Here is an 18,706-nt window from a genome sequence, read left to right on the forward strand (position 1 = left end):
AGGAGACGATGTCTCCCCATTTTTCATCGTACATCATCCCTGATTTTTTCGTTACCTTTTCTTCAGGAAGGAAGGCATTATCTGCATACTTTTTAGCTGTCCGCCAATTGATATCTAGCGTATCGGCAATTTCATTGATCGATTTATCGTGATTATTTCGCAGATTTTTGATAGTATTAATGTCGGTCATTGTTAGCATCCTTTTCTACCTCCAAGTTAAGCGTCGTAACTTAAACTTTAGAGGATTATTGGGAGGCTAACAAGGCCTTTTTTTATTGCCAGACTATGTACTTATTCATTGCAATCTTCTGTATTTCTATATTGCCATAAACAGGAGAGGAGTACACAAACTCGAAGAGAAACCGGGGAACGTATTTACCAGTGTGGGTAGATTTGGATGAATTACATTCTATGACTGTTATACCTAAAGAAGTGGTAGTGAAAATTTTAAGCGTATACAAGAGCTGAAACAAACAAGAAGATGATAAAAATGCTGAATAATTAAGGGAGTGGAGCAGTTGAACAAGAAACGGTGGACAGTTCAATGGCTGATTAACTGGAGCGTTAGCAAAAGACTGGTTTAGTGAAAATTAAACGGCCTCCCTCTTAAAGTAGACAGGAAAATAACAAACTATTTTGTGTCCTGTAGGACAGTTGGTATAAAGGACTTTTCTTCTTTAGTATATAACAAGATATTTCTTTCTGGTTCTTCAGTAGTGGGTTTGTGATTGGAACGTAAAAAACTCCCTCTGAAGCTGTTTACTTTTTAGTGTCTACTTTAGAGGGAGTATATTAAAAGTTAGCTGAAGTTTTCTTTTTTATGTATATGAAGCAGAAAGAAGCAGCTAAGATTTAATCAAAAATGAATTGAATTCTAAAATCTGTTGTTTTATAAACCTATTCAAACAGGTATGTAAAAGAACTGACAGCTAAGTTACCTATTAGACGGTTTTCCAAAAATAATAAACTTGCTTCAATTACTTCAAAAAGTATCTCAGTTCCATCTCGTGATCACTAGCAAAAGTTTTATCCATTGTATACATGATGTTTATCGCTTGCTCTGCTTTTTCTATACCTTCAATTATCTCTCCTTTGCATATAAAAATAATTCCATCGATAAAAAGCTTTCGGGTTTTTTCGAAAAAATGGAAAGGTTCCAGATAGGAGTCTAAAAAATTGGATAATGACTGAGCTTCTTTAATTTTCCCTCTTCTCAAAAAGATGATGCATGCATTTTCTATTAGAGAAATTAAGTCTCGTACATTTCTGTTCGACACTTTGTACTCTTTAAGTCTTTTTTTCACTTCGCTCAATAATATAGACAATAAGTCTTCCGAGAAAAAGGTGAGTGTATTCCCTAATAAACTCACTTCATATGTAGTCCAAAAAGAGCACTTAATAATATAGTCAACTAAAAAATCTATTTCGCTTTGAAGAACTGAGAAACTCTCATCGATATCTTGTATAATTGATGCAATCATAATGGCGTTGCATCTATGGTAAATGACTCCAGTTTGACAGTATAATCCTTGCTCGTTGTTTAAATAACGTTGGAGTGTTGGCTGGTCATTTTTTGTATACGCTGAGGAAATTTTTCGAAATAATTCAACGTAATGATTTGTTCTGATTTGACTAAAAAACAGAAACTCATCCAGAGTCATATTTAATCGTTCAATTAATCGAATCAAATTTTCTAAAGTTATATCTGATTCACCCTTTTCAAACTTGCTGAGATAAGAAAAAGAAATAATTCCTTCAGACATTGTCTTAAGTGTAAATCCTCTCTCTTTCCGCAGAATCCGAAAAGTAGCTCCGAAATGCTTCATTCATTCACCCTCTTTTTCAAAAATTATATAATATGACAATTTTCAAGTCTCTATATTAAATACATGATACTATCTCTATTAAGAAAGAACAAAAAGTAGAGAACGTTTTTTAAAAAACGTTCTTCACTTAGTTAAGATTAGGCACCTTATAAACGCCAAAACGCACTTTCGAGAAATGGATTTTAAAAAACAGGAAACTCATTGTGAAAGGGATGTCAATGAAAAAGATTTTACGTTATTACTTTAAGCGACCGAAAGGAATAGAAAGAGAAATAGAGCATAATACATATGGATTTATTTTCTTAATCGCCTTTTTTCTAGGAGTGTTTCTATCTGAATATATTGAAATTGCCTATTGGATAGGATTTTTAATGGTTTTCCTACCAATTAATATTTATAGACAATATAGAAAAATAACTGCATTAGAAAGGAAAGATGGATATGAAAAGAAAAGTGTTTAAAGTCCGAGTATGACATGTGTTTACACTTACCCCTACGCTTTCTCCTAGTTTTACAGTTCATATATTAATAATGGAAGAACAAATTCATGGGTTGTTCTAAGGTTCACTTAGAATCAGTTTTATAGTTTTGGAAATAGCTGAACAAACAAAAGATAAAAACTTTCTTAAAGACGCACTCGAAACCTTATCAATTTCTACGACTTTTTTGCGTTGAGGTAGATGATTGTTTGTTTACTTTTGATCAGGATGGTCGATATCTCTCTTTATTTTCTATCTCCATATGAAAGGAGCATTTGCATGCCAAATCAACTCGTAACTCACTCCATTATCTAGATTTTTAAAATAATGGAGGAATAAACTTGCTGAAAAATAAACAATTTATGTATCTATTGGTAGGCCAAACAGCTGCAAACCTAGGGGATGTGTTTTATTCCATCGCCATTATCAGTCTCATATACAATGCGACTGGCTCTGCTTTTTATACTTCTACCATTACTTTTACCATGGCGATGGCGATTTTCACTTCAGGTATCTTGACACCACTAGTTTTAGATAAGGTACATCTTAATCGTGTCCTGACTGGAACACAGGGGATGAAGACTATTCTATTGTTTTCAATATGGGCCTATCTAAGCTTAACCGTCGAGCTTGTTTATTGGGTGATTTTTGTATTCTTTGTAAGTGTTTCTTTTCTGGACGGATTTGCCGGTCCAATCAAACAAAGTTTGATACCGTATTATGTAGAAGAGGAAGAGTTAATGAAAGCCAATAGTCTCGCGGAATCGATAGATGAAGTGATGCAGGTAGGAAACTGGGTGATTGGCGGCTCTCTTTTGTTGTGGTTTTCATCAAAAGAAATCATCTTTATTTCTTTTGGGTTGTACATTGTCGCAACCATCGCATTTACGTCCTTACGGAAAGTCACTTTTCCTGAGAAGGTGGAACAGACTTCCAAATTTTCTCAGGCCACAGAAGGAATTTCCCTCTTTCTCAAGGAAACGCATCTGAGGAAATACTTGATAATAGACAGTTTGGAAACCATCGCCGCGCCGGTATGGAACTCATCCATTTTGCTTATATATGTCGCAGAATCTTTGAGAGAACCCCCGATCTGGTGGGGGCTGATTAACGCAGCGTTCTTCGCTGGGATGATTTGTATTAGTTTGTTCATGTATCGTCACACTGAATGGGTACAGAAAAACTTGTCCTCGATTCTTTTGCTTGGAGTGGGTTTGACAGCAAGCGCTACTTTTTTATTTGGGTATACGAATCTCAGTAGCATAGCGCTCTTCAGTTCATTGCTGGTTGGAGTGGGGACTCAATTAAAAAACATCCCTTTATTGACGATGTTCCAAGAAGTTGCCCCTAAAGAAAAGCTGCCGGTGTTATATGCGGCGGAAGGTAGTCTGTTAACACCATTGATGGGTGTGGCCAGTTTGGTGGTGGGTTTTTTTGCAGATCAGACATCCATCTCTTTTGTCTATTATTTATCGGCATTGATTTTAGCAGTAGGAGGAATTTTTTACCTCCAGCTAATCCGACAATATCTTACGAAACAAGTTGAATTGAAATAACAAGTAATTTTCTTCTCAAAAAGCTCCCCACATCTTTTTATGGGGAGCGATTTTGTCTTTATTTCTTCGCGAACAAGTACCCTTTTTGAAGCAATTCTTTCAGCCACTCGCTTTGAGCAGATTCCAAGTCTTTAATCACGACATGGTGATTCCAGCGGTTGGCGCTGACCTGAGTGATGGAATGCAGCTGCGGATGGTTCCATTTTTCGTCCAGCAGAACGGTCAAATAAAGCGTGCCGTCCGCAGTCTGTTCGTAGGCCCACATCCATAAAAACTTTCTTTTGACGGCATAACTGGCTTGGGCATGCACCTCTTTTTTCCCTCCAGGCAGATGGGAGACCCCGTCATCTACTTGTTCGTAAAACAGCTGGGTGGCAGGTTTGTCTTCAAAGTGACCGATCATTTTATTGGTGTTGGACATTCTAAAGGGCTCCTTTAAGAAACAATTTTGTTAAATCCGATTTCAATGCCCCATTTTTCCTTTTTAAAGGATAGAATGGGTATAAAGGAAATGCCAATGTTATGTGAGTTCTTCTTCAGGAATGTCCTCGAGCTGCCACACGCCTCCTTTCTTAAACGTGCCATAATCCAAATAATAATCGAAGTCTTTCAATGTGAAAATCTCATTTTCGTCCAACTGGATGAAAAACAAGTAGTAGGGGTGGTAGCGGTGTTTGAACAGGAAGTGGTTTTTTCCTCTGTATTCATACCACCACACTTCAAACGCCCGGGAATGCGTGACGTAGTTTTCTTCATAGAGAAAATACTCCGACACCCCTTTTCTTGTCAACAACGAAGCAATGTGGATGTTTTGCTTGCTGTGGATTTTGGATAACAACTTCATGCGGGTCACCTCTTCTTCATTATACGAACATACGTTCTGTTTTGCGAAGGGAAAATGATGAGCAGGTTGTGGTGATTAAATGAGAGAAGTGGGAATAGGGGTAAAAGAAATTCTTATGCCATGAAGAAACAAATAGAAACGACGCTCGATATAATCGGAAGCGTGGTGCTGTGAGTTTTATCTTAATCGAAGGGGTGGAACAAAGATGGTTGCGTTTAAGCGGTTCAAAATCATGACTTTAATCGCTGCTTTCGCCAGTATATTCTTCGGGGAGAGATTTGTTCAGGGAGAAGCTTACTTGGATCTTCTACATTTTCTTCTAATTTTTTTGGCTTTTATTACGACAGTTGAAAGCAGCATCAGTTTTTATGAAGGAAAGAAAATGAGAAATTGGGTAGGCATTTTAGGCGGCATATTTTTTATGCTTCTTGCTTTTTCAAGATTTACATAAACAAGAAAAGTACTTTTCCCAGTATGAGTACAAACAATGATTGAACGACAATATCTATAATAAAAATTGAAGGCGGGGCCACCACAATGAAAGCCGATGAATTATGGAAGAGGTTTACCAAGAAATATCCAGACTATAAAGAAGAAACATACGAAGCTTGGAGTTACGGCGCAGCCGAGGACAAACTGGCGGATTTGACTTTGAAGGGGATAAAGACCGCCACAACTTCCGGATATGCATTGTATGAAGCAGAAGGAGAACCCGTACCGAAAGAAGGAGACTTCAGCGTCATCTTAGACGGCCAAGATCAAGCGGTGTGCATTATCCGCACGACAAAAGTTTATGTCCAACCATTCAGTGAAGCTTCCGAACGCCATGCTTACAAGGAAGGAGAAGGGGACCGGACACTCGCTTACTGGCGGGATGTTCATATTGAATTTTTCGAAACCTTTTATCAAGAAGCGGGCATTCCCTTCAACGAAGACGCATTGATGGTGTATGAAGAGTTTGAAAAAGTATTCCCGGATGGCGGGACAGAGTAAGAGGAAAAGAGAAACCGGTATGGCAAAACCTAAAATTTATACGATGCCGATGGCGAAAGTATACCCTTTGTATATCGCCAAAGCAGAGAAAAAAGGCCGGACAAAAGAAGAAGTCGATGAAATCATCCGGTGGCTGACCGGCTACAGTCAGGAAACGCTCGAAACGCAGTTGGAAAACCAAACCGATTTGGAGGCCTTCTTTGAAGAAGCGCCTGAGTTGAATCCTTCACGGCGCTTGATCAAAGGCGTTGTCTGTGGTGTGCGGGTGGAAGAAATTGAGGAGCCGACGATGCAGGAAATCCGCTACTTGGACAAAGTGATTGATGAACTGGCTAAAGGGAAAACAATGGAAAAGATTTTACGAACACAACAATGATTGGAGAACGAAATGGAAAACAATGTATTTGAACAGATGGCCAAGCGGTACGACACGCAAGAACGCATAGAGCTGGCGAACGTCATCTTGGAAGAAGTGAAACCCAGACTTCAAAACAGCAAAGACAAAACCCTGTTGGATTATGGAAGCGGCACGGGTTTGATTAGCCTGGAACTGGCGGATTTCGTACAATCGGTGTTGTTGGTGGATTCAGCGGGTCAAATGCTCGAGGTAGCCAAAGCGAAAATCGCTCAAAGTGGAATAAGCAACGCCCAAGTGTTAAACGCCGACTTTACACAGGAAGTGCCGGATGTGAAGGCGGACATCGTGTTCATGTCGCTGGTCCTGCTGCACATTCCGGATACCGAGAAGATTTTACAGAACTTGTTCTCCGTTTTGAATGACGGTGGCGAACTGTGGATTGTGGATTTTGATAAAAATGAAAATATCAGCCATCCAAAAGTGCACAATGGCTTTGCACACGAGGACCTGAAAGAAAAACTCAAGGAAGCCGGATTTGCATCGACTGAAATTCACACCTTCCACCATGGCGAAAAGATTTTCATGAAGCAGGATGCCTCCATGTTTCTTGCCCGCAGCGTGAAATAACGAGAAGAAGCCCCCAAGAGTGACTTTTGCGAGTCATTCTTGAGGGCTTTTTGTGTGGAGTTCTTCTGCTTTTTTCATTTGGATGTCGACTGGGGAAAAATTTGTCTTAAGTCGCCATTCAAACGCAAAGCAATGTTGACTCACCGAGAAAAAAGAGGGGAGTCGACATCGAAACGCGAAGCAGTGCAAATTCAAAAAAATTCAAATAGCGAGTCGACATTGCAAGCAACCTGTTTCAAGCAAAGCGTGAAGTAGTCCCCCCTATGCTTGACGTCCATTTTTGGTTTTTTCGCTCATATGGTGAAATCTTATATTAAATTGAATGTCCGTTTAGTTAATTTAGAATGAGAAGAAGGGAACAAAAGAAAAGAAAAAACAAGTTTAAATGAATATATTCCCAAACAAGTAGAATTTTAAACCAGAAAGAAAGCGTTAACAATAAGATTCGTGCAATTAATGCGTATAAAATTTGAATCTTAACTTGATTTTAATATTAAGGGGTTTTATACTGAATTAAAACAATTTTAGTTTTTAATTAAATAAATGGGGGGAAAATTATGAAAGCGAAAAGTTCATTGCTTTATTTATTGCTAGGTTCCACATTTGCGTTGGCCGCATGTGGCGGAGGCTCAGATGATGCTGGTGTAACACAATCCGACACTTCAAGCGGAACAGGCGCACCTTCTGGGGAACAAGTTTTGAACTTGGTGGAGAGCGCAGAGATTCCTACAATGGATTCCACGCAGGCGACTGACACTGTTGCATTCACAGTATTGACCAACGTAAACGAAGGATTGTACCGCCAAACACTTGATGGCTCCTTGGAATTGGGTATGGCAGCTGAAGAACCAACTGTAAGTGAAGACGGCCTTACATACACCTTCAAAATCCGTGAAGATGCAAATTGGTCGAACGGTGACCCGGTCACTGCCCACGACTTTGTCTATGCATGGCAAAAATTGGTTGATCCAGCCACAGCCGCTCCATATTCTTACATGATGGAAGGCGTCATTGCGAACGCAGCTGAAATCATCGCTGGAGAAAAATCTCCAGAAGAACTGGGCGTTAAAGCGTTGGACGACAAAACATTGGAAGTTCAGTTGGCGACAGCTGTTCCTTACTTCAAAGATTTGACCACTTTGGCGATGTACTTCCCGCAAAACGAAGCATTCGTGGAAGAACAAGGCGACGAATACGCACTTTCCAGCGAAGACTTGGTCTACAACGGACCGTTCGTCTTGGAAGACTGGGATGCGGCAGGAACGTCTTGGACCTACACGAAGAACGAAGATTACTGGGATGCAGAAACAGTCAACTTGGACCAAATCAACGTGGACGTGGTGAAAGAAACATCCACAGCGATGAACTTGTACGACACAGGCGCAATCGACCGGATGGTATTGACTGGAGAGTACGTACTTCAAAGAACCGGTGACCCTGAAATGCACACAATGCCGACTTCTTCCGTGTTCTACTTGGACTTCGGTCAAGAAAAAGGAAACAGCCCATTGGCAAACGAGAACATCCGCAAAGCCATCTCCATGGCCTTTGACAAACAGGCCTACGCGGACGTTGTCTTGCAGAACGGTTCGATTCCGGCAAACGGATTGGTACCGGAAGGACTTGCACGCGATCCTGAAACTGGAGAAGATTTCCGTGAACAAAACGGCGACTTGTCCACATATGACCCAGAAGCAGCACAAGAACACTGGGAAAAAGGATTGGAAGAATTGGGAGTGGACTCCGTTGAGTTGGAATTGGTTTCCGATGACACAGAAAACGCAAAACGTTCTTCTGAATACTTGCAAGACCAATTGCAAAAGAACTTGCCAGGTTTGACCGTTTCCTTGCGTAACGTTCCATTCAAAGTTCGTTTGGAAATCACTGACTCCGGCGACTACGACATGGTCATGTCCGGTTGGGGCGCTGACTACGCTGACCCAATCAACTTCTTGGAGTTGAAAGAATCCACTAACGGGCACAACAAATCAGGATACGCCAATGAAGAATACGATGCTTTGATTTCAGAAGCTCGTACAGAAGTAGGCGACTTGAACGCACGTTGGGACAACTTGTTGGAAGCAGAACAAATCATGTTGGAAGACGCAGCATTGGCACCTATCTACCAACGCGCAAATGCTGTTTTGCAGAAAGACTATGTGCAAGACCTCGGAGAGCACTTGGTAGGAGCAGATTATTCTTACAAATGGGCTTACGTAGAAAAATAAGAGGCAGTTGAAAACAAAATAAAGCAATCACCAGGGAGCTGGTGATTGCTTTATTCATTGTAAGAAGTAATCCCACAAACACAGAACGCTGGCAAGGAAAACAAGCGCTCCGATCGTCAATACGGATTGGTAGCTTTTTCCAACGGCAGTGGACAACGCATGAGGGTTCAATTCTTTTTCTGCATCGTCTTCTTCATTTTTCTTTTTTTTCAATTTCGTTGTTTTTCGCATACTGTAATGAAAAAAGTCGAATGTCCCACTTGAGAAGACCCATCCAAACAGGCCGACGACTAATAAGGGCAGCGAGATAAGGAACAACGTATTGGACAATTCAGTCCAATCCAAGGTCTGGTATTGGAGAAATTGAAAAAGAACAGGAATAAGAATAAGGACGCCTGCGATAATAAGATTACGTTTGGTGAATTTCATGTGTGTCAATATCCCTTCTTTGAAGTTCATTACTATTTAATGTACCGAAAAGAACACGCAATTACAATTTCTTTTGGAATTTTTTCTTTGATGCATTCATCCCTATTTATTGAAATATAATGAGGTTTTTAGGAGGAAAAAAGGTATGAAGAACTACGCTAAGTTCATTGGGAAACGTGTTTTTTATATGTTGATGACATTGTTCCTGATTGCGACGATCACGTTTTTCCTGATGAAGCTGCTTCCGGGGACACCGTACAGCAACCAGGACAAATTGTCGCCTGAACAGATCCACATCATGAACGAAAAGTACGGGCTGAATAAACCGATCCTGGTTCAATACGGCATTTACTTATTCGGTCTTGTCACAGGAGATTTGGGAGTATCCTTCCAATTCAACAACACACCGGTGACGGAATTGATTGCGTCCAGAATCGGGCCGTCCGCTCAAATCGGAATCCAAGCCGTTGTCGTCGGAACACTGGTGGGAATTGTGTTGGGAATCATCGCCGCCATGAAGCAGGGAACTTGGGTGGATTCATCCGCCACGTTTGCTGCCATCATCGGCCGTTCGATTCCAAACTTTGTATTTGCGGTCTTGCTGCAGCTGGTCTTCGGTGTTTGGTTCAACGTTCTTCCAATCGCTTTGTGGACCGGGTTTGCTTCGTCCATCCTGCCGTCCATCGCCTTGGCGATTTCACCAATGGCGGATTCGGCCCGGTTTACCCGAACCGAAATGGTGGACGTGTTAAGCAGTGATTATGTGGAACTGGCACGTGCTAAAGGTTTGGGCAAATGGGAAGTCGCATTCAAACATGGACTGCGGAACGTCTTGATTCCGCTTGTGACCATTCTTGGTCCGATGACTGTCGGATTGATGACCGGTTCGATGGTTGTGGAAAGCATCTTCGCCATCCCGGGAATCGGAGAACAGTTTGTAAAATCCATCATGACGAATGACTACCCAACCATCATGGGTGTCACGATGCTTTACTCACTGTTGTTGGTTTCCGTTATTTTGTTGGTGGACGTCTTGTACGGCATCATCGACCCTCGCATCCGTGTAGCAACTGAAGGGGAGGCATAAGCATATGATGAAAGAAAGCAATCTGAACGAACAGCCGCTTTTTGACGCAACGCCGGATATGTTCGAACCGGCTGGAACGGCAGAGATGCAGGACAAGGAAAAGATTTCCGCGCCGTCTTTGAGTTTCATGCAGGACTCTTGGCGCCGGTTGAAGAAAAACAAAGTGGCTATGGTCAGTTTGGTGTTGTTGATTTTGATTACGGCAATCAGCTTCTTGGCGCCGGTGATCGCGCCGCACAACCCGAACACCCAAACCGTAGAACACGCCAACCTCCCACCTCGAATTCCGGGAGTGGACATCAACGGTTTCAACGGAACGATTGACCAAAACGGCACCCGTTTCGATAAATACGAAATGGAAGGGGCTTCCGACGCGTACTACTACCTCGGAACCGACAGCTTGGGACGGGACTTGCTTTCCCGTATCTTGTACGGAACCCGTGTTTCCTTGATTATCGCATTTGTCGCAGCTTTGTTGAACTTGACAATCGGTGTCACATATGGCTTGATTTCAGGCTGGGTCGGCGGAAAAGTCGACAACGTGATGCAGCGGATCCTGGAAGTTCTTTCCGGTGTCCCGAACTTGGTTGTCGTGATTTTGATGCTGTTGGTATTGGATCCGGGTATCGGCTCCATCATCGTGGCATTGGCGTTGACGGAATGGATTTCCATGGCCCGTATCGTCCGTGCACAAACATTGAAAGTGAAAAACCAAGAATACATTTTAGCAGCTAAAACGCTTGGACAGTCTTCATTGAATATCGCATACCGGCACATCTTGCCGAACTTGCTTGGGGTGGTCATCATCCAAGTCATGTTCTCTATCCCATCCGCTATTTTCTTTGAAGCGTTCTTGAGCTTTATCGGAATCGGAATTCCGGCACCGAACGCATCGTTGGGGACATTGATCAACGACGGGTACAAGACGTTCCGCTTCCTGCCGCACTTGATGTGGTATCCGGCAGGCATTATGAGTGTCATCATGGTCAGCTTCAACTTGCTGGCTGACGGCATGCGTGACGCGTTTGACCCGAAAATGAGAGACTAGGAGGAGAACCTGATGGAAAACATTTTAGAAGTAAAAGACCTGAACATCTCATTTGATACGTATGCAGGCAAAGTGCAGGCGATCCGTGGTGTAAACTTTAATTTGAAACCAGGCGAGACGTTGGCCATCGTGGGAGAATCCGGATCAGGAAAATCCGTCACCAGCCGCAGCATCATGCGGTTGTTGGCCAACAATGCCAACATCGAAAAAGGCGAAATCCTCTTCAAAGGGGAAGACATCGTAAAAAAATCTGAAAAAGAAATGCGCAGTATCCGAGGCTCAGAAATTGCCATGATCTTCCAGGACCCGATGACGTCTTTGAACCCGACGCAAAAGATCGGCAAACAAATTGCTGAACCGATTCTCAAACACCAAAACGTCAGCAAAAAAGAAGCGTACGAGCGTGCAGAGGAACTGTTGGGATTGGTGGGAATCCCCAACCCGAAAAAACGGATGGATCAATTCCCGCACCAATTCTCCGGCGGACAGCGCCAGCGGATTGTCATCGCGATTGCCCTGGGATGTAACCCGGACATTTTGATCGCCGATGAACCAACCACTGCACTCGACGTAACGATCCAAGCGCAAATTTTGGAATTGATGAAAGAATTGCAGAAAAAAATCAAAACGTCCATCATCTTCATCACCCACGACTTGGGCGTGGTGGCAAACGTGGCTGACCGTGTTGCAGTTATGTACGCCGGTAAAATCGTGGAAGTAGGGTCCGTTGATGAGGTCTTCTACAACCCGCAGCATCCGTACACATGGGGCTTGTTGAGTTCGATGCCGACATTGGAAACGGAAGGCGAGTTGTACGCCATTCCAGGAACGCCTCCGGACTTGTTGAACCCGCCTAAAGGGGACGCGTTCGCTCCCCGCAGCGAATACGCCATGAAGATTGATACGATGGAAGAACCGCCTTTCTTCAAAGTATCCGACACCCACTACGCCGCCACTTGGCTGCTGCATCCGGATGCTCCGGAAGTGACGCCGCCTGCCGGTATCGTGGAACGTCAAAAAGGATACAGAGCGAGAGTGCTGGACGTACAGCCTTCTGAAGGATTGAAAGAAATGAGCAGCCAGGACGCGGAAGACCACCTGCGTCAGACTGATTCAGAACTTTCTCCGGATGAAATCGCCACAAGAAAAGACAAGGAAGGAGAAACGGTCTACCATGGAAGCATCCTCTAAAAACCGAAAAAAAATATTAGAAGTCAAAAACTTGAAACAATACTTCAACGTCGGAAGCGACAACGAAGTTAAAGCCATAGACGATGTTTCCTTTGACATCTATGAAGGAGAAACATTGGGCTTGGTAGGGGAATCCGGTTGTGGGAAAACAACCACCGGACGCACTATCATCCGCTTGTATGACCCGACAGACGGGGAAATCCTTTTTGACGGCACAAGAGTCCATGACCTCCACGGCCGTAAAGCTCAATTGGAATTTCGGAAAAACATGCAGATGATTTTCCAAGACCCGTATGCGTCGTTGAACCCGCGGATGAAAGTACGCGACATTATCGCAGAAGGCATCAACATCCATGGATTGGCCAACAGTGAAGAAGAAGTGGACCAGCGCGTGGAAGAATTGCTCAGCTTGGTTGGATTGAACAAAGACCATGCGTCCCGTTACCCGCACGAGTTTTCCGGCGGACAGCGTCAACGGATCGGGATTGCCCGGGCGTTGGCGGTGAACCCGAAAATGATCATTGCGGACGAACCAATCTCCGCATTGGACGTGTCGATTCAAGCACAGGTCGTCAACTTGCTGATGGAATTGCAGAAAGAGCAAAACTTGACGTACTTGTTCATCGCACACGACTTGTCCATGGTCAAATACATCAGCGACCGCATCGCCGTCATGTATTTCGGAAAAATTGTGGAATTGGCGCCGGCGGAAGATGTCTATAACCGTCCGTTGCACCCATACACAGAAAGCTTGCTTTCCGCGATTCCGTTGCCGGATCCGGAATACGAGCGCAACCGGAAGAGATTCACGTACACACCGCGTGAAGACAACGGTGAAGAAGAAAAAATGCGGGAAATCGCACCCGGCCACTTTGTGCTGTGCCGCGAGTCCGATGTGCCAAAACTGCAAGAAAAGCTGGAAAAATATTCGATGGCTCATGCCTAAGAAAAAAGTTGAAAAGAACCTGCTATTTTATGAAATAGCGGGTTCTTTTTTTGTCTCATTGTGTTATGATAAGAAAAATATTAAATAATCATTAGAAAAAGGGGTAGTATTATGAGGAAAACAAAAGTGTTGGTTGGGTTGCTCAGTACAGCGGTGCTGTTGGCAGCGTGCGGAAATGAAGGGGATGCGGCCGCTCCATCCGGCAGCGCAGCGGAGGCGGCGGAACAAGTCGTCCGCTATACGGCCCCTACAGAATTGGCAACGTTGGACACGGCATTGATGACGGACATCAACAGCGCCAACTATGGCGGGCACATCATTGAAGGATTGCTGCGGATTGATGCAGACGGCAAACCGGTCCCTGCCATCGCCGCGGAAGAAGGAACGATTTCAGAAGACGGCTTGACTTATACATACCGTCTGCGCGAAGACGCGCAATGGTCCAACGGCACGCCTGTCACTGCGCATGACTTCGTCTTTGCGATGCAGAAACTGGTCAATCCGGATACTGGTGCGGCGTACAGCTATTTGACGGAAACAATCGTCAATGCACCTGAAATCATGGCCGGAGAAAAAGAACCGTCTGAATTGGGCGTCACGGCTAATGGAGACTATGAAATTACCTTCCAATTGTCTCAACCAACCCCTTACTTTGAATACTTGCTTGCTTTCTCACCTTTCTTCCCGCAAAACCAAGAATTTGTGGAAGAACAGGGAGACCGTTACGGAACCTCCAGCGACACAGTCTTGGCAAACGGTCCGTTCACATTGGAAAACTGGGACGGCACAGGTTTGACATGGGACTTGGTGAAGAACGAGAACTATTACGCCGCGGATGAGGTACAGTTGGATGAAGTGAACGTCCAAGTGATCAAAGAAACCTCTACAGCCTTGAACTTGTTTGAAAGCGGCCAGGTGGATAATGCGCACCTGACAGGCCAGCTGGTCAAGCAGTACGCCGATAATGAACATCTGGTGGTCCAGCCAAAAGCACGGACCGCTTACGTGGAATTCAATTGGGACAACGAATACTTGCAAAACGACAAACTGAGAGAAGCATTGGGATTGGTCATCAATACCGAAGATTTGGTCAATACCATCTTAGGAGACGGATCGACTGAAATCGGGGGTTTCTTGCCGGAAGACTTCGTCAGCAGCCCGGTGGACGGCACCGACTTCGCGGAAGAAGCGGGCGATTTCCTGGAATACGATGTGGAACGCGCACAACAGTTGTGGGACGAAGCCAAAGCGGAACTGGGAGTGGGCGCCATCACGTTGTCGCTGGTCGGAGACGACGATGAGAAAAACAAAACCATCAGTCAATACATTCAAGGGCAAATCCAAAACAACCTGCCGGGAGTCACAGTGGAATTGCGGAACGTACCGAAGAAAAACCGTTTGGCTCTGGCGGATGCGGACGAGTTTGACTTGCTTCAGACAGGATGGGGAGCCGACTTTGCGGACGCCTCCAACTTCATGGACTTGATGTACAGCGAGTCGCCTTATAACGAAGGAGGCTACGCGAACGAGGAATTTGACGCATTGATTGAATCTGCCAAGTCCACAAATGCCAACAATGAAGAAGCGCGTTGGGAGAACTTGCAGGATGCGCACGACATTCTTGAAGAAGATTACGCCTTTATTCCTCTATACCAGGAAGCAGAATCACAGCTGCGCAATCCAGCTGTCAAAGGAATCCTCTTCCGGTCAGTAGGAAACGAATTTGATTTGAGCCGGGCTTCGGTCGAAAGCGAATAGACCGCACGGCGTTTTCATTCACACAGCCTTGCCTTTTGTTGCCCGTCTGGACAGCAACGAGGCGGGGTTGTGTTTTTATGTTTGCATTGCAAGAAAGAGATGGAAGTGAGCAGCATGTAAATGATAAACTGAAAAAAAAGCACATCATGGGGAGATGAGGGGAATGGAAGACACTTTAAAATTGAAAGAACGATTACTGGAACGGTACGACGCACAATTGGACAAAGATGGTATATCCGGCAAGCGGTTGGCCGAACGGTTGGACATTTTGTCCGAGATTGGACGCACAGCAGACAACGGATCCAACCGCCCAGGTTTTTCACATGAAGAAAAAGCCGCGAAAGAACTGGTCATGCAGTGGATGGAAGAAGCCGGGATGCAGGTGCGGATGGACGGTGCCGGGAATGTGTTCGGTCGTTTGGAAGGAACAAATCCCGATCTGCCGGCTGTGTTGAGCGGATCGCACGTGGATACCGTGCCGAACGGCGGTCACTTTGACGGGACGTTGGGTGTGCTGGCGGCATTGGAAGTGGCGGAAGCATGGAAAGCAACCGGCTATCAACCGGAGAAGCCGTATGAAGTGGTTGTTTTCACGGACGAAGAAGGCTCGCGTTTCCAAGAAGGGTTGAGCGGCAGTGAAGCCATGATGGGACAGGTTGATTTGGAAGCCAAGAAAACACGCCGCGATGCCAATGGGATGTGGTTTGAAGAAGTGCTCGAAGACGTTGGTTTGAGTGTAGATAGTTATGTTTCCGCCAAACGGGATGTAAAAGAGATTGACAGCTTCGTCGAAGTCCACATCGAACAAGGGAAACGTCTGGAAAAAGCCGGTCTCCCATGCGGGGTGGTCACAGGAATCGCGGGGCCGCATTGGCTGCATTTCACTTTTGAAGGGAAAGCGGGACACGCAGGAAACACTCCGATGGATGACCGACAGGACGCTTTGGTGGCCGCCAGCGAATTTATTCTTGCCTTGCACCACATTCCACGCCAAATCAATGATTCCGCTGTTGCAACGGTTGGAAAATTGTTTGTCGAACCAAACGGGGTCAATGTCATTCCCGGAAAAGTCACCTTATATGTAGACATTCGTGACATTTATGAAGACAGTCGGGAAGAAGTGGTGGAACGGGTTTTGCAATTAAGCAAAGACGCGGCAGACAAGCACGGCGTGAAAGTGAGCCATGAAGACATGTTGATCACATCACCGGTGCTTGTTTCCAAAGAACGCCAAGAACGGATGGCACAAGCACTTCACGCAAACGGCATCCAACCGTTTGCTCTTCCAAGCGGCGCAGGACACGACAGTCAAGTGGTGGGAAGCCGTGTGCCAATGGCGATGCTGTTTGTGCAAAGCAAAGACGGCATCAGCCACAATCCGGCTGAATGGAGCGAACTGAGCGACTGTGTCCAAGCTGTGCATGTTTTGAAGAACTACATTGAAAATCTGTAGAATGATTGAAAAGAGTGCGCAGTCCAAAAGGAGGAACACGGGTGAAGCTGTTCAAAGATTTGAGAGACGGATACGTGAAGTGGCATGCCAACAAACTCCGCATTCCTGCATTTGATACCAGTCCAGCAGTCAGAAAGCATGTGGTGTTTTCAGGAAAGGTCCAGAAAGTGGGGTTCCGCCTGGAGTTGTTCACCATCGCGCAGAGATTGGAATTGACCGGATGGGTGAAAAATCGGGAAGACGGACGCGTGGAAGCGGAGTTGCAGCGAGAAGAAGCGAAAGTGGACTTTCTGATTGAAGCGATGCAGTCGCTGAAGCGCGCGTCCGTTGACGCATGTGAAGTCACCGATGTGCCGCTCAACGGAACCAACGAAGAGCTGACCATTGTGCGGCAGGAAGTTTAGAGCGGGAAAAAATATATATAGCAACAAATGAAAGCACCAGTCCTAATAAGGGATGGTGCTTTTTCGTCTAAATCAAACCCCTCAAGCAAATTTTTGGTTTTTAACCCTCAAATGCGTTACCATGCGAATAGATAGATAAAAGAAGGAGGAATTGATTCATGGCGAAAAAAGTAGCAATTAATGGTTTTGGACGTATTGGGCGTTTGGCTTTGCGTCGTATGCTGGAAATGGACACAGAGTTAGAAGTAGTGGCCATCAACGACTTGACAGACAACGAAGACTTGGTGTACTTGCTGAAGTATGACACAGCACAAGGACGTTTCCCGTACGATGTTGAGGTCGGAAACGACGCCATCATCGTCAACGGAAAAGAAATCAAAGCGTTTGAGGAAAAAGACGCCAGCAACTTGCCTTGGGGAGACTTGGGAATCGACATCGTTTTGGAATGTACTGGATTCTACACTTCCGCGAAAAAATCTCAAGCACACTTGGATGCAGGTGCGAAACGTGTCTTGATTTCCGCTCCAGTTAAAGCAGCCGGCGCAGAAGTCGACAACACGAAAACAATCGTATATGGTGTAAACCACAACGATTTGAATGCTGACGACAAGATTGTCTCTGCAGCTTCTTGTACGACAAACTGCTTGGTGCCAATGGCGAACGTCTTGCAACAGAAATATGGAATCAACCGTGCGTTGATGTCCACAATTCACGCCTACACGGCAACTCAAGCTTTGCAGGACTCTCCGGGCGGACGTAAAAACCGTGCAGGAGCGCAAAACGCCATTCCAGCATCTACTGGTGCGGCTAAAGCGGTAAGTAAAGTTATTCCAGAATTGGAAGGAAAAATCGACGGAACTGCGGTGCGTATCCCGACAATCACTGGTTCCATGACTGAGTTGTATTCCAACTTGGACAAAAAAGTGACAGTGGAAGAAGTCAACGCAGCGATGAAAGAAGCTTCAAACGATGCCTTCTTGTACACTGAAGACGAAATTGTGTCTTCAGACGTTATCGGTGTGCCGGCAGGATCCATCTTCGATGCCACTCAAACAAAAGTTATCGAAGGAACAGATGGCCAATTGGTGAAAACTGTTGCTTGGTACGACAACGAGTACGGCTTTGTTGCAAACATGGTCGGTACGTTGGACCACTTGGCAAGCTTGTAAGACAAGACAATCAAATCGAGTAGGAGATAAATGATTCATTCATTTATCGTCCTCTCACACCACCGTACGTACGGTTCCGTATACGGCGGTTCAATATCTTAAGTAAGCAGACTCTGCCAGGTCTCGTAGTGAAACTACGTTCCACCGGTAGAGTCTTTTCGTTGTAAGCACCCAATGAACTTCAGGTGTTTTTGACAGTCTCCAGTATTTCTTTCTAGAGTAACCAATGCGTTTAGCACTGTCCATATCTAGACCTAAACGCATTAATCTGCTAATCTTAGTACGTGGATTTTTCCATCTTTTTAAAATG

19 protein-coding genes and 1 pseudogene are annotated in these 18,706 nt (G+C 44.7%); 15 read left to right on the forward strand and 5 right to left on the reverse strand.

The window, feature by feature from the left end:
- Both G470_RS13015 and G470_RS0107470 read right to left on the reverse strand, forming a co-directional pair.
- A pseudogene (locus tag G470_RS13015) lies at window positions 1–190 on the reverse strand (IS21 family transposase); the annotation flags it as partial.
- A gap of 787 nt (window positions 191–977) precedes the next feature.
- Window positions 978–1,826 (reverse strand): helix-turn-helix domain-containing protein, encoded by an 849-nt coding sequence (locus G470_RS0107470; RefSeq protein ID WP_028274293.1) that lies wholly within the window; start codon window positions 1,824–1,826, stop codon window positions 978–980.
- A 218-nt stretch (window positions 1,827–2,044) separates the two neighbouring features.
- Between G470_RS0107470 and G470_RS0107475 the strand changes: the two genes are divergently transcribed.
- Together G470_RS0107475 and G470_RS0107480 are read left to right on the forward strand one after the other, a co-directional pair.
- Window positions 2,045–2,287 carry a hypothetical protein gene (locus G470_RS0107475; protein WP_156908006.1) on the forward strand — a complete coding sequence of 81 codons (243 nt, stop codon included), beginning with the start codon at window positions 2,045–2,047 and terminating at the stop codon, window positions 2,285–2,287.
- A gap of 359 nt (window positions 2,288–2,646) precedes the next feature.
- Window positions 2,647–3,861, forward strand: coding sequence for an MFS transporter (locus tag G470_RS0107480; protein WP_028274295.1), 1,215 nt, complete (start codon window positions 2,647–2,649; stop codon window positions 3,859–3,861).
- A 58-nt stretch (window positions 3,862–3,919) separates the two neighbouring features.
- On the opposite strand, the gene G470_RS0107485 is transcribed toward G470_RS0107480, so the two are convergent.
- Both G470_RS0107485 and G470_RS0107490 read right to left on the reverse strand, forming a co-directional pair.
- On the reverse strand, window positions 3,920–4,282 hold the full coding sequence (locus G470_RS0107485) for a DUF5655 domain-containing protein (protein ID WP_035445299.1): 363 nt from the start codon (window positions 4,280–4,282) through the stop codon (window positions 3,920–3,922).
- Window positions 4,283–4,381: 99 nt separating this feature from the next.
- Window positions 4,382–4,705 (reverse strand): hypothetical protein, encoded by a 324-nt coding sequence (locus tag G470_RS0107490; RefSeq protein ID WP_028274297.1) that lies wholly within the window; start codon window positions 4,703–4,705, stop codon window positions 4,382–4,384.
- 205 nt (window positions 4,706–4,910) lie between these two features.
- Between G470_RS0107490 and G470_RS0107495 the strand changes: the two genes are divergently transcribed.
- The 5 genes from G470_RS0107495 to G470_RS0107515 all read left to right on the forward strand — a co-directional run bounded on the left by G470_RS0107495 (window position 4,911) and on the right by G470_RS0107515 (window position 8,911).
- A complete protein-coding gene (locus tag G470_RS0107495; protein WP_028274298.1) occupies window positions 4,911–5,156 on the forward strand; it encodes a hypothetical protein in 246 nt (81 codons plus the stop codon).
- A gap of 86 nt (window positions 5,157–5,242) precedes the next feature.
- Window positions 5,243–5,698, forward strand: coding sequence for an ASCH domain-containing protein (locus G470_RS0107500; protein ID WP_028274299.1), 456 nt, complete (start codon window positions 5,243–5,245; stop codon window positions 5,696–5,698).
- 19 nt (window positions 5,699–5,717) lie between these two features.
- On the forward strand, window positions 5,718–6,074 hold the full coding sequence (locus G470_RS0107505) for a DUF2200 domain-containing protein (RefSeq protein WP_028274300.1): 357 nt from the start codon (window positions 5,718–5,720) through the stop codon (window positions 6,072–6,074).
- Between the two features lie 12 nt (window positions 6,075–6,086).
- A complete protein-coding gene (locus G470_RS0107510) occupies window positions 6,087–6,683 on the forward strand; it encodes a class I SAM-dependent methyltransferase (protein ID WP_028274301.1) in 597 nt (198 codons plus the stop codon).
- Between the two features lie 557 nt (window positions 6,684–7,240).
- Window positions 7,241–8,911, forward strand: coding sequence for a peptide ABC transporter substrate-binding protein (locus tag G470_RS0107515; protein ID WP_028274302.1), 1,671 nt, complete (start codon window positions 7,241–7,243; stop codon window positions 8,909–8,911).
- A gap of 54 nt (window positions 8,912–8,965) precedes the next feature.
- Here G470_RS0107515 and G470_RS13880 read toward each other — a convergent pair whose 3' ends face one another.
- Window positions 8,966–9,340: a DUF3899 domain-containing protein gene (locus G470_RS13880; protein ID WP_051258492.1), complete on the reverse strand. Its 375-nt coding sequence runs from the start codon at window positions 9,338–9,340 to the stop codon at window positions 8,966–8,968.
- Window positions 9,341–9,485: 145 nt separating this feature from the next.
- On the opposite strand from G470_RS13880, the gene opp3b reads away from it, so the two are divergent.
- The 8 genes from opp3b to gap all read left to right on the forward strand — a co-directional run bounded on the left by opp3b (window position 9,486) and on the right by gap (window position 18,396).
- Window positions 9,486–10,427 carry an oligopeptide ABC transporter permease gene (gene opp3b, locus G470_RS0107525; protein WP_028274303.1) on the forward strand — a complete coding sequence of 314 codons (942 nt, stop codon included), beginning with the start codon at window positions 9,486–9,488 and terminating at the stop codon, window positions 10,425–10,427.
- Window positions 10,428–10,434: 7 nt separating this feature from the next.
- Window positions 10,435–11,475: an oligopeptide ABC transporter permease gene (opp3C, locus tag G470_RS0107530; RefSeq protein WP_028274304.1), complete on the forward strand. Its 1,041-nt coding sequence runs from the start codon at window positions 10,435–10,437 to the stop codon at window positions 11,473–11,475.
- A 12-nt stretch (window positions 11,476–11,487) separates the two neighbouring features.
- Window positions 11,488–12,666: an ABC transporter ATP-binding protein gene (locus G470_RS13025; protein ID WP_084172132.1), complete on the forward strand. Its 1,179-nt coding sequence runs from the start codon at window positions 11,488–11,490 to the stop codon at window positions 12,664–12,666.
- Window positions 12,650–13,612: an ABC transporter ATP-binding protein gene (locus G470_RS0107540; protein ID WP_028274305.1), complete on the forward strand. Its 963-nt coding sequence runs from the start codon at window positions 12,650–12,652 to the stop codon at window positions 13,610–13,612. The genes G470_RS13025 and G470_RS0107540 overlap by 17 nt, the downstream gene beginning before the upstream one ends.
- Before the next feature lie 111 nt (window positions 13,613–13,723).
- Entirely contained in the window at window positions 13,724–15,370 is a 1,647-nt protein-coding gene (locus tag G470_RS0107545) for a peptide ABC transporter substrate-binding protein (RefSeq protein WP_028274306.1), read from the forward strand.
- 163 nt (window positions 15,371–15,533) lie between these two features.
- A complete protein-coding gene (locus G470_RS0107550; protein WP_028274307.1) occupies window positions 15,534–16,823 on the forward strand; it encodes a M20 family metallo-hydrolase in 1,290 nt (429 codons plus the stop codon).
- A 41-nt stretch (window positions 16,824–16,864) separates the two neighbouring features.
- Window positions 16,865–17,227 (forward strand): acylphosphatase, encoded by a 363-nt coding sequence (locus G470_RS0107555; RefSeq protein WP_028274308.1) that lies wholly within the window; start codon window positions 16,865–16,867, stop codon window positions 17,225–17,227.
- Between the two features lie 158 nt (window positions 17,228–17,385).
- Window positions 17,386–18,396 (forward strand): type I glyceraldehyde-3-phosphate dehydrogenase, encoded by a 1,011-nt coding sequence (gap, locus tag G470_RS0107560; protein WP_028274309.1) that lies wholly within the window; start codon window positions 17,386–17,388, stop codon window positions 18,394–18,396.
- Window positions 18,397–18,706: the final 310 nt, after the last annotated feature.

The organism is Atopococcus tabaci DSM 17538, from assembly GCF_000429585.1.
Lineage (GTDB): Bacteria > Bacillota > Bacilli > Lactobacillales > Carnobacteriaceae_A > Atopococcus > Atopococcus tabaci.

Excerpts from the sequence above, each read along its gene's own strand:
- G470_RS0107470 (WP_028274293.1), bottom strand. The coding sequence starts at position 1,826 with ATGAAGCATTTCGGAGCTACTTTTCGGATTCTGCGGAAAGAGAGAGGA.
- G470_RS0107475 (WP_156908006.1), top strand. The coding sequence starts at position 2,045 with ATGAAAAAGATTTTACGTTATTACTTTAAGCGACCGAAAGGAATAGAA.
- G470_RS0107485 (WP_035445299.1), bottom strand. The coding sequence starts at position 4,282 with ATGTCCAACACCAATAAAATGATCGGTCACTTTGAAGACAAACCTGCC.
- G470_RS0107490 (WP_028274297.1), bottom strand. The coding sequence starts at position 4,705 with ATGAAGTTGTTATCCAAAATCCACAGCAAGCAAAACATCCACATTGCT.
- G470_RS0107495 (WP_028274298.1), top strand. The coding sequence starts at position 4,911 with ATGGTTGCGTTTAAGCGGTTCAAAATCATGACTTTAATCGCTGCTTTC.
- G470_RS0107500 (WP_028274299.1), top strand. The coding sequence starts at position 5,243 with ATGAAAGCCGATGAATTATGGAAGAGGTTTACCAAGAAATATCCAGAC.
- G470_RS0107505 (WP_028274300.1), top strand. The coding sequence starts at position 5,718 with ATGGCAAAACCTAAAATTTATACGATGCCGATGGCGAAAGTATACCCT.
- G470_RS0107510 (WP_028274301.1), top strand. The coding sequence starts at position 6,087 with ATGGAAAACAATGTATTTGAACAGATGGCCAAGCGGTACGACACGCAA.
- G470_RS0107515 (WP_028274302.1), top strand. The coding sequence starts at position 7,241 with ATGAAAGCGAAAAGTTCATTGCTTTATTTATTGCTAGGTTCCACATTT.
- G470_RS13880 (WP_051258492.1), bottom strand. The coding sequence starts at position 9,340 with ATGAAATTCACCAAACGTAATCTTATTATCGCAGGCGTCCTTATTCTT.
- opp3b (WP_028274303.1), top strand. The coding sequence starts at position 9,486 with ATGAAGAACTACGCTAAGTTCATTGGGAAACGTGTTTTTTATATGTTG.
- opp3C (WP_028274304.1), top strand. The coding sequence starts at position 10,435 with ATGAAAGAAAGCAATCTGAACGAACAGCCGCTTTTTGACGCAACGCCG.
- G470_RS13025 (WP_084172132.1), top strand. The coding sequence starts at position 11,488 with ATGGAAAACATTTTAGAAGTAAAAGACCTGAACATCTCATTTGATACG.
- G470_RS0107540 (WP_028274305.1), top strand. The coding sequence starts at position 12,650 with ATGGAAGCATCCTCTAAAAACCGAAAAAAAATATTAGAAGTCAAAAAC.
- G470_RS0107545 (WP_028274306.1), top strand. The coding sequence starts at position 13,724 with ATGAGGAAAACAAAAGTGTTGGTTGGGTTGCTCAGTACAGCGGTGCTG.
- G470_RS0107550 (WP_028274307.1), top strand. The coding sequence starts at position 15,534 with ATGGAAGACACTTTAAAATTGAAAGAACGATTACTGGAACGGTACGAC.
- gap (WP_028274309.1), top strand. The coding sequence starts at position 17,386 with ATGGCGAAAAAAGTAGCAATTAATGGTTTTGGACGTATTGGGCGTTTG.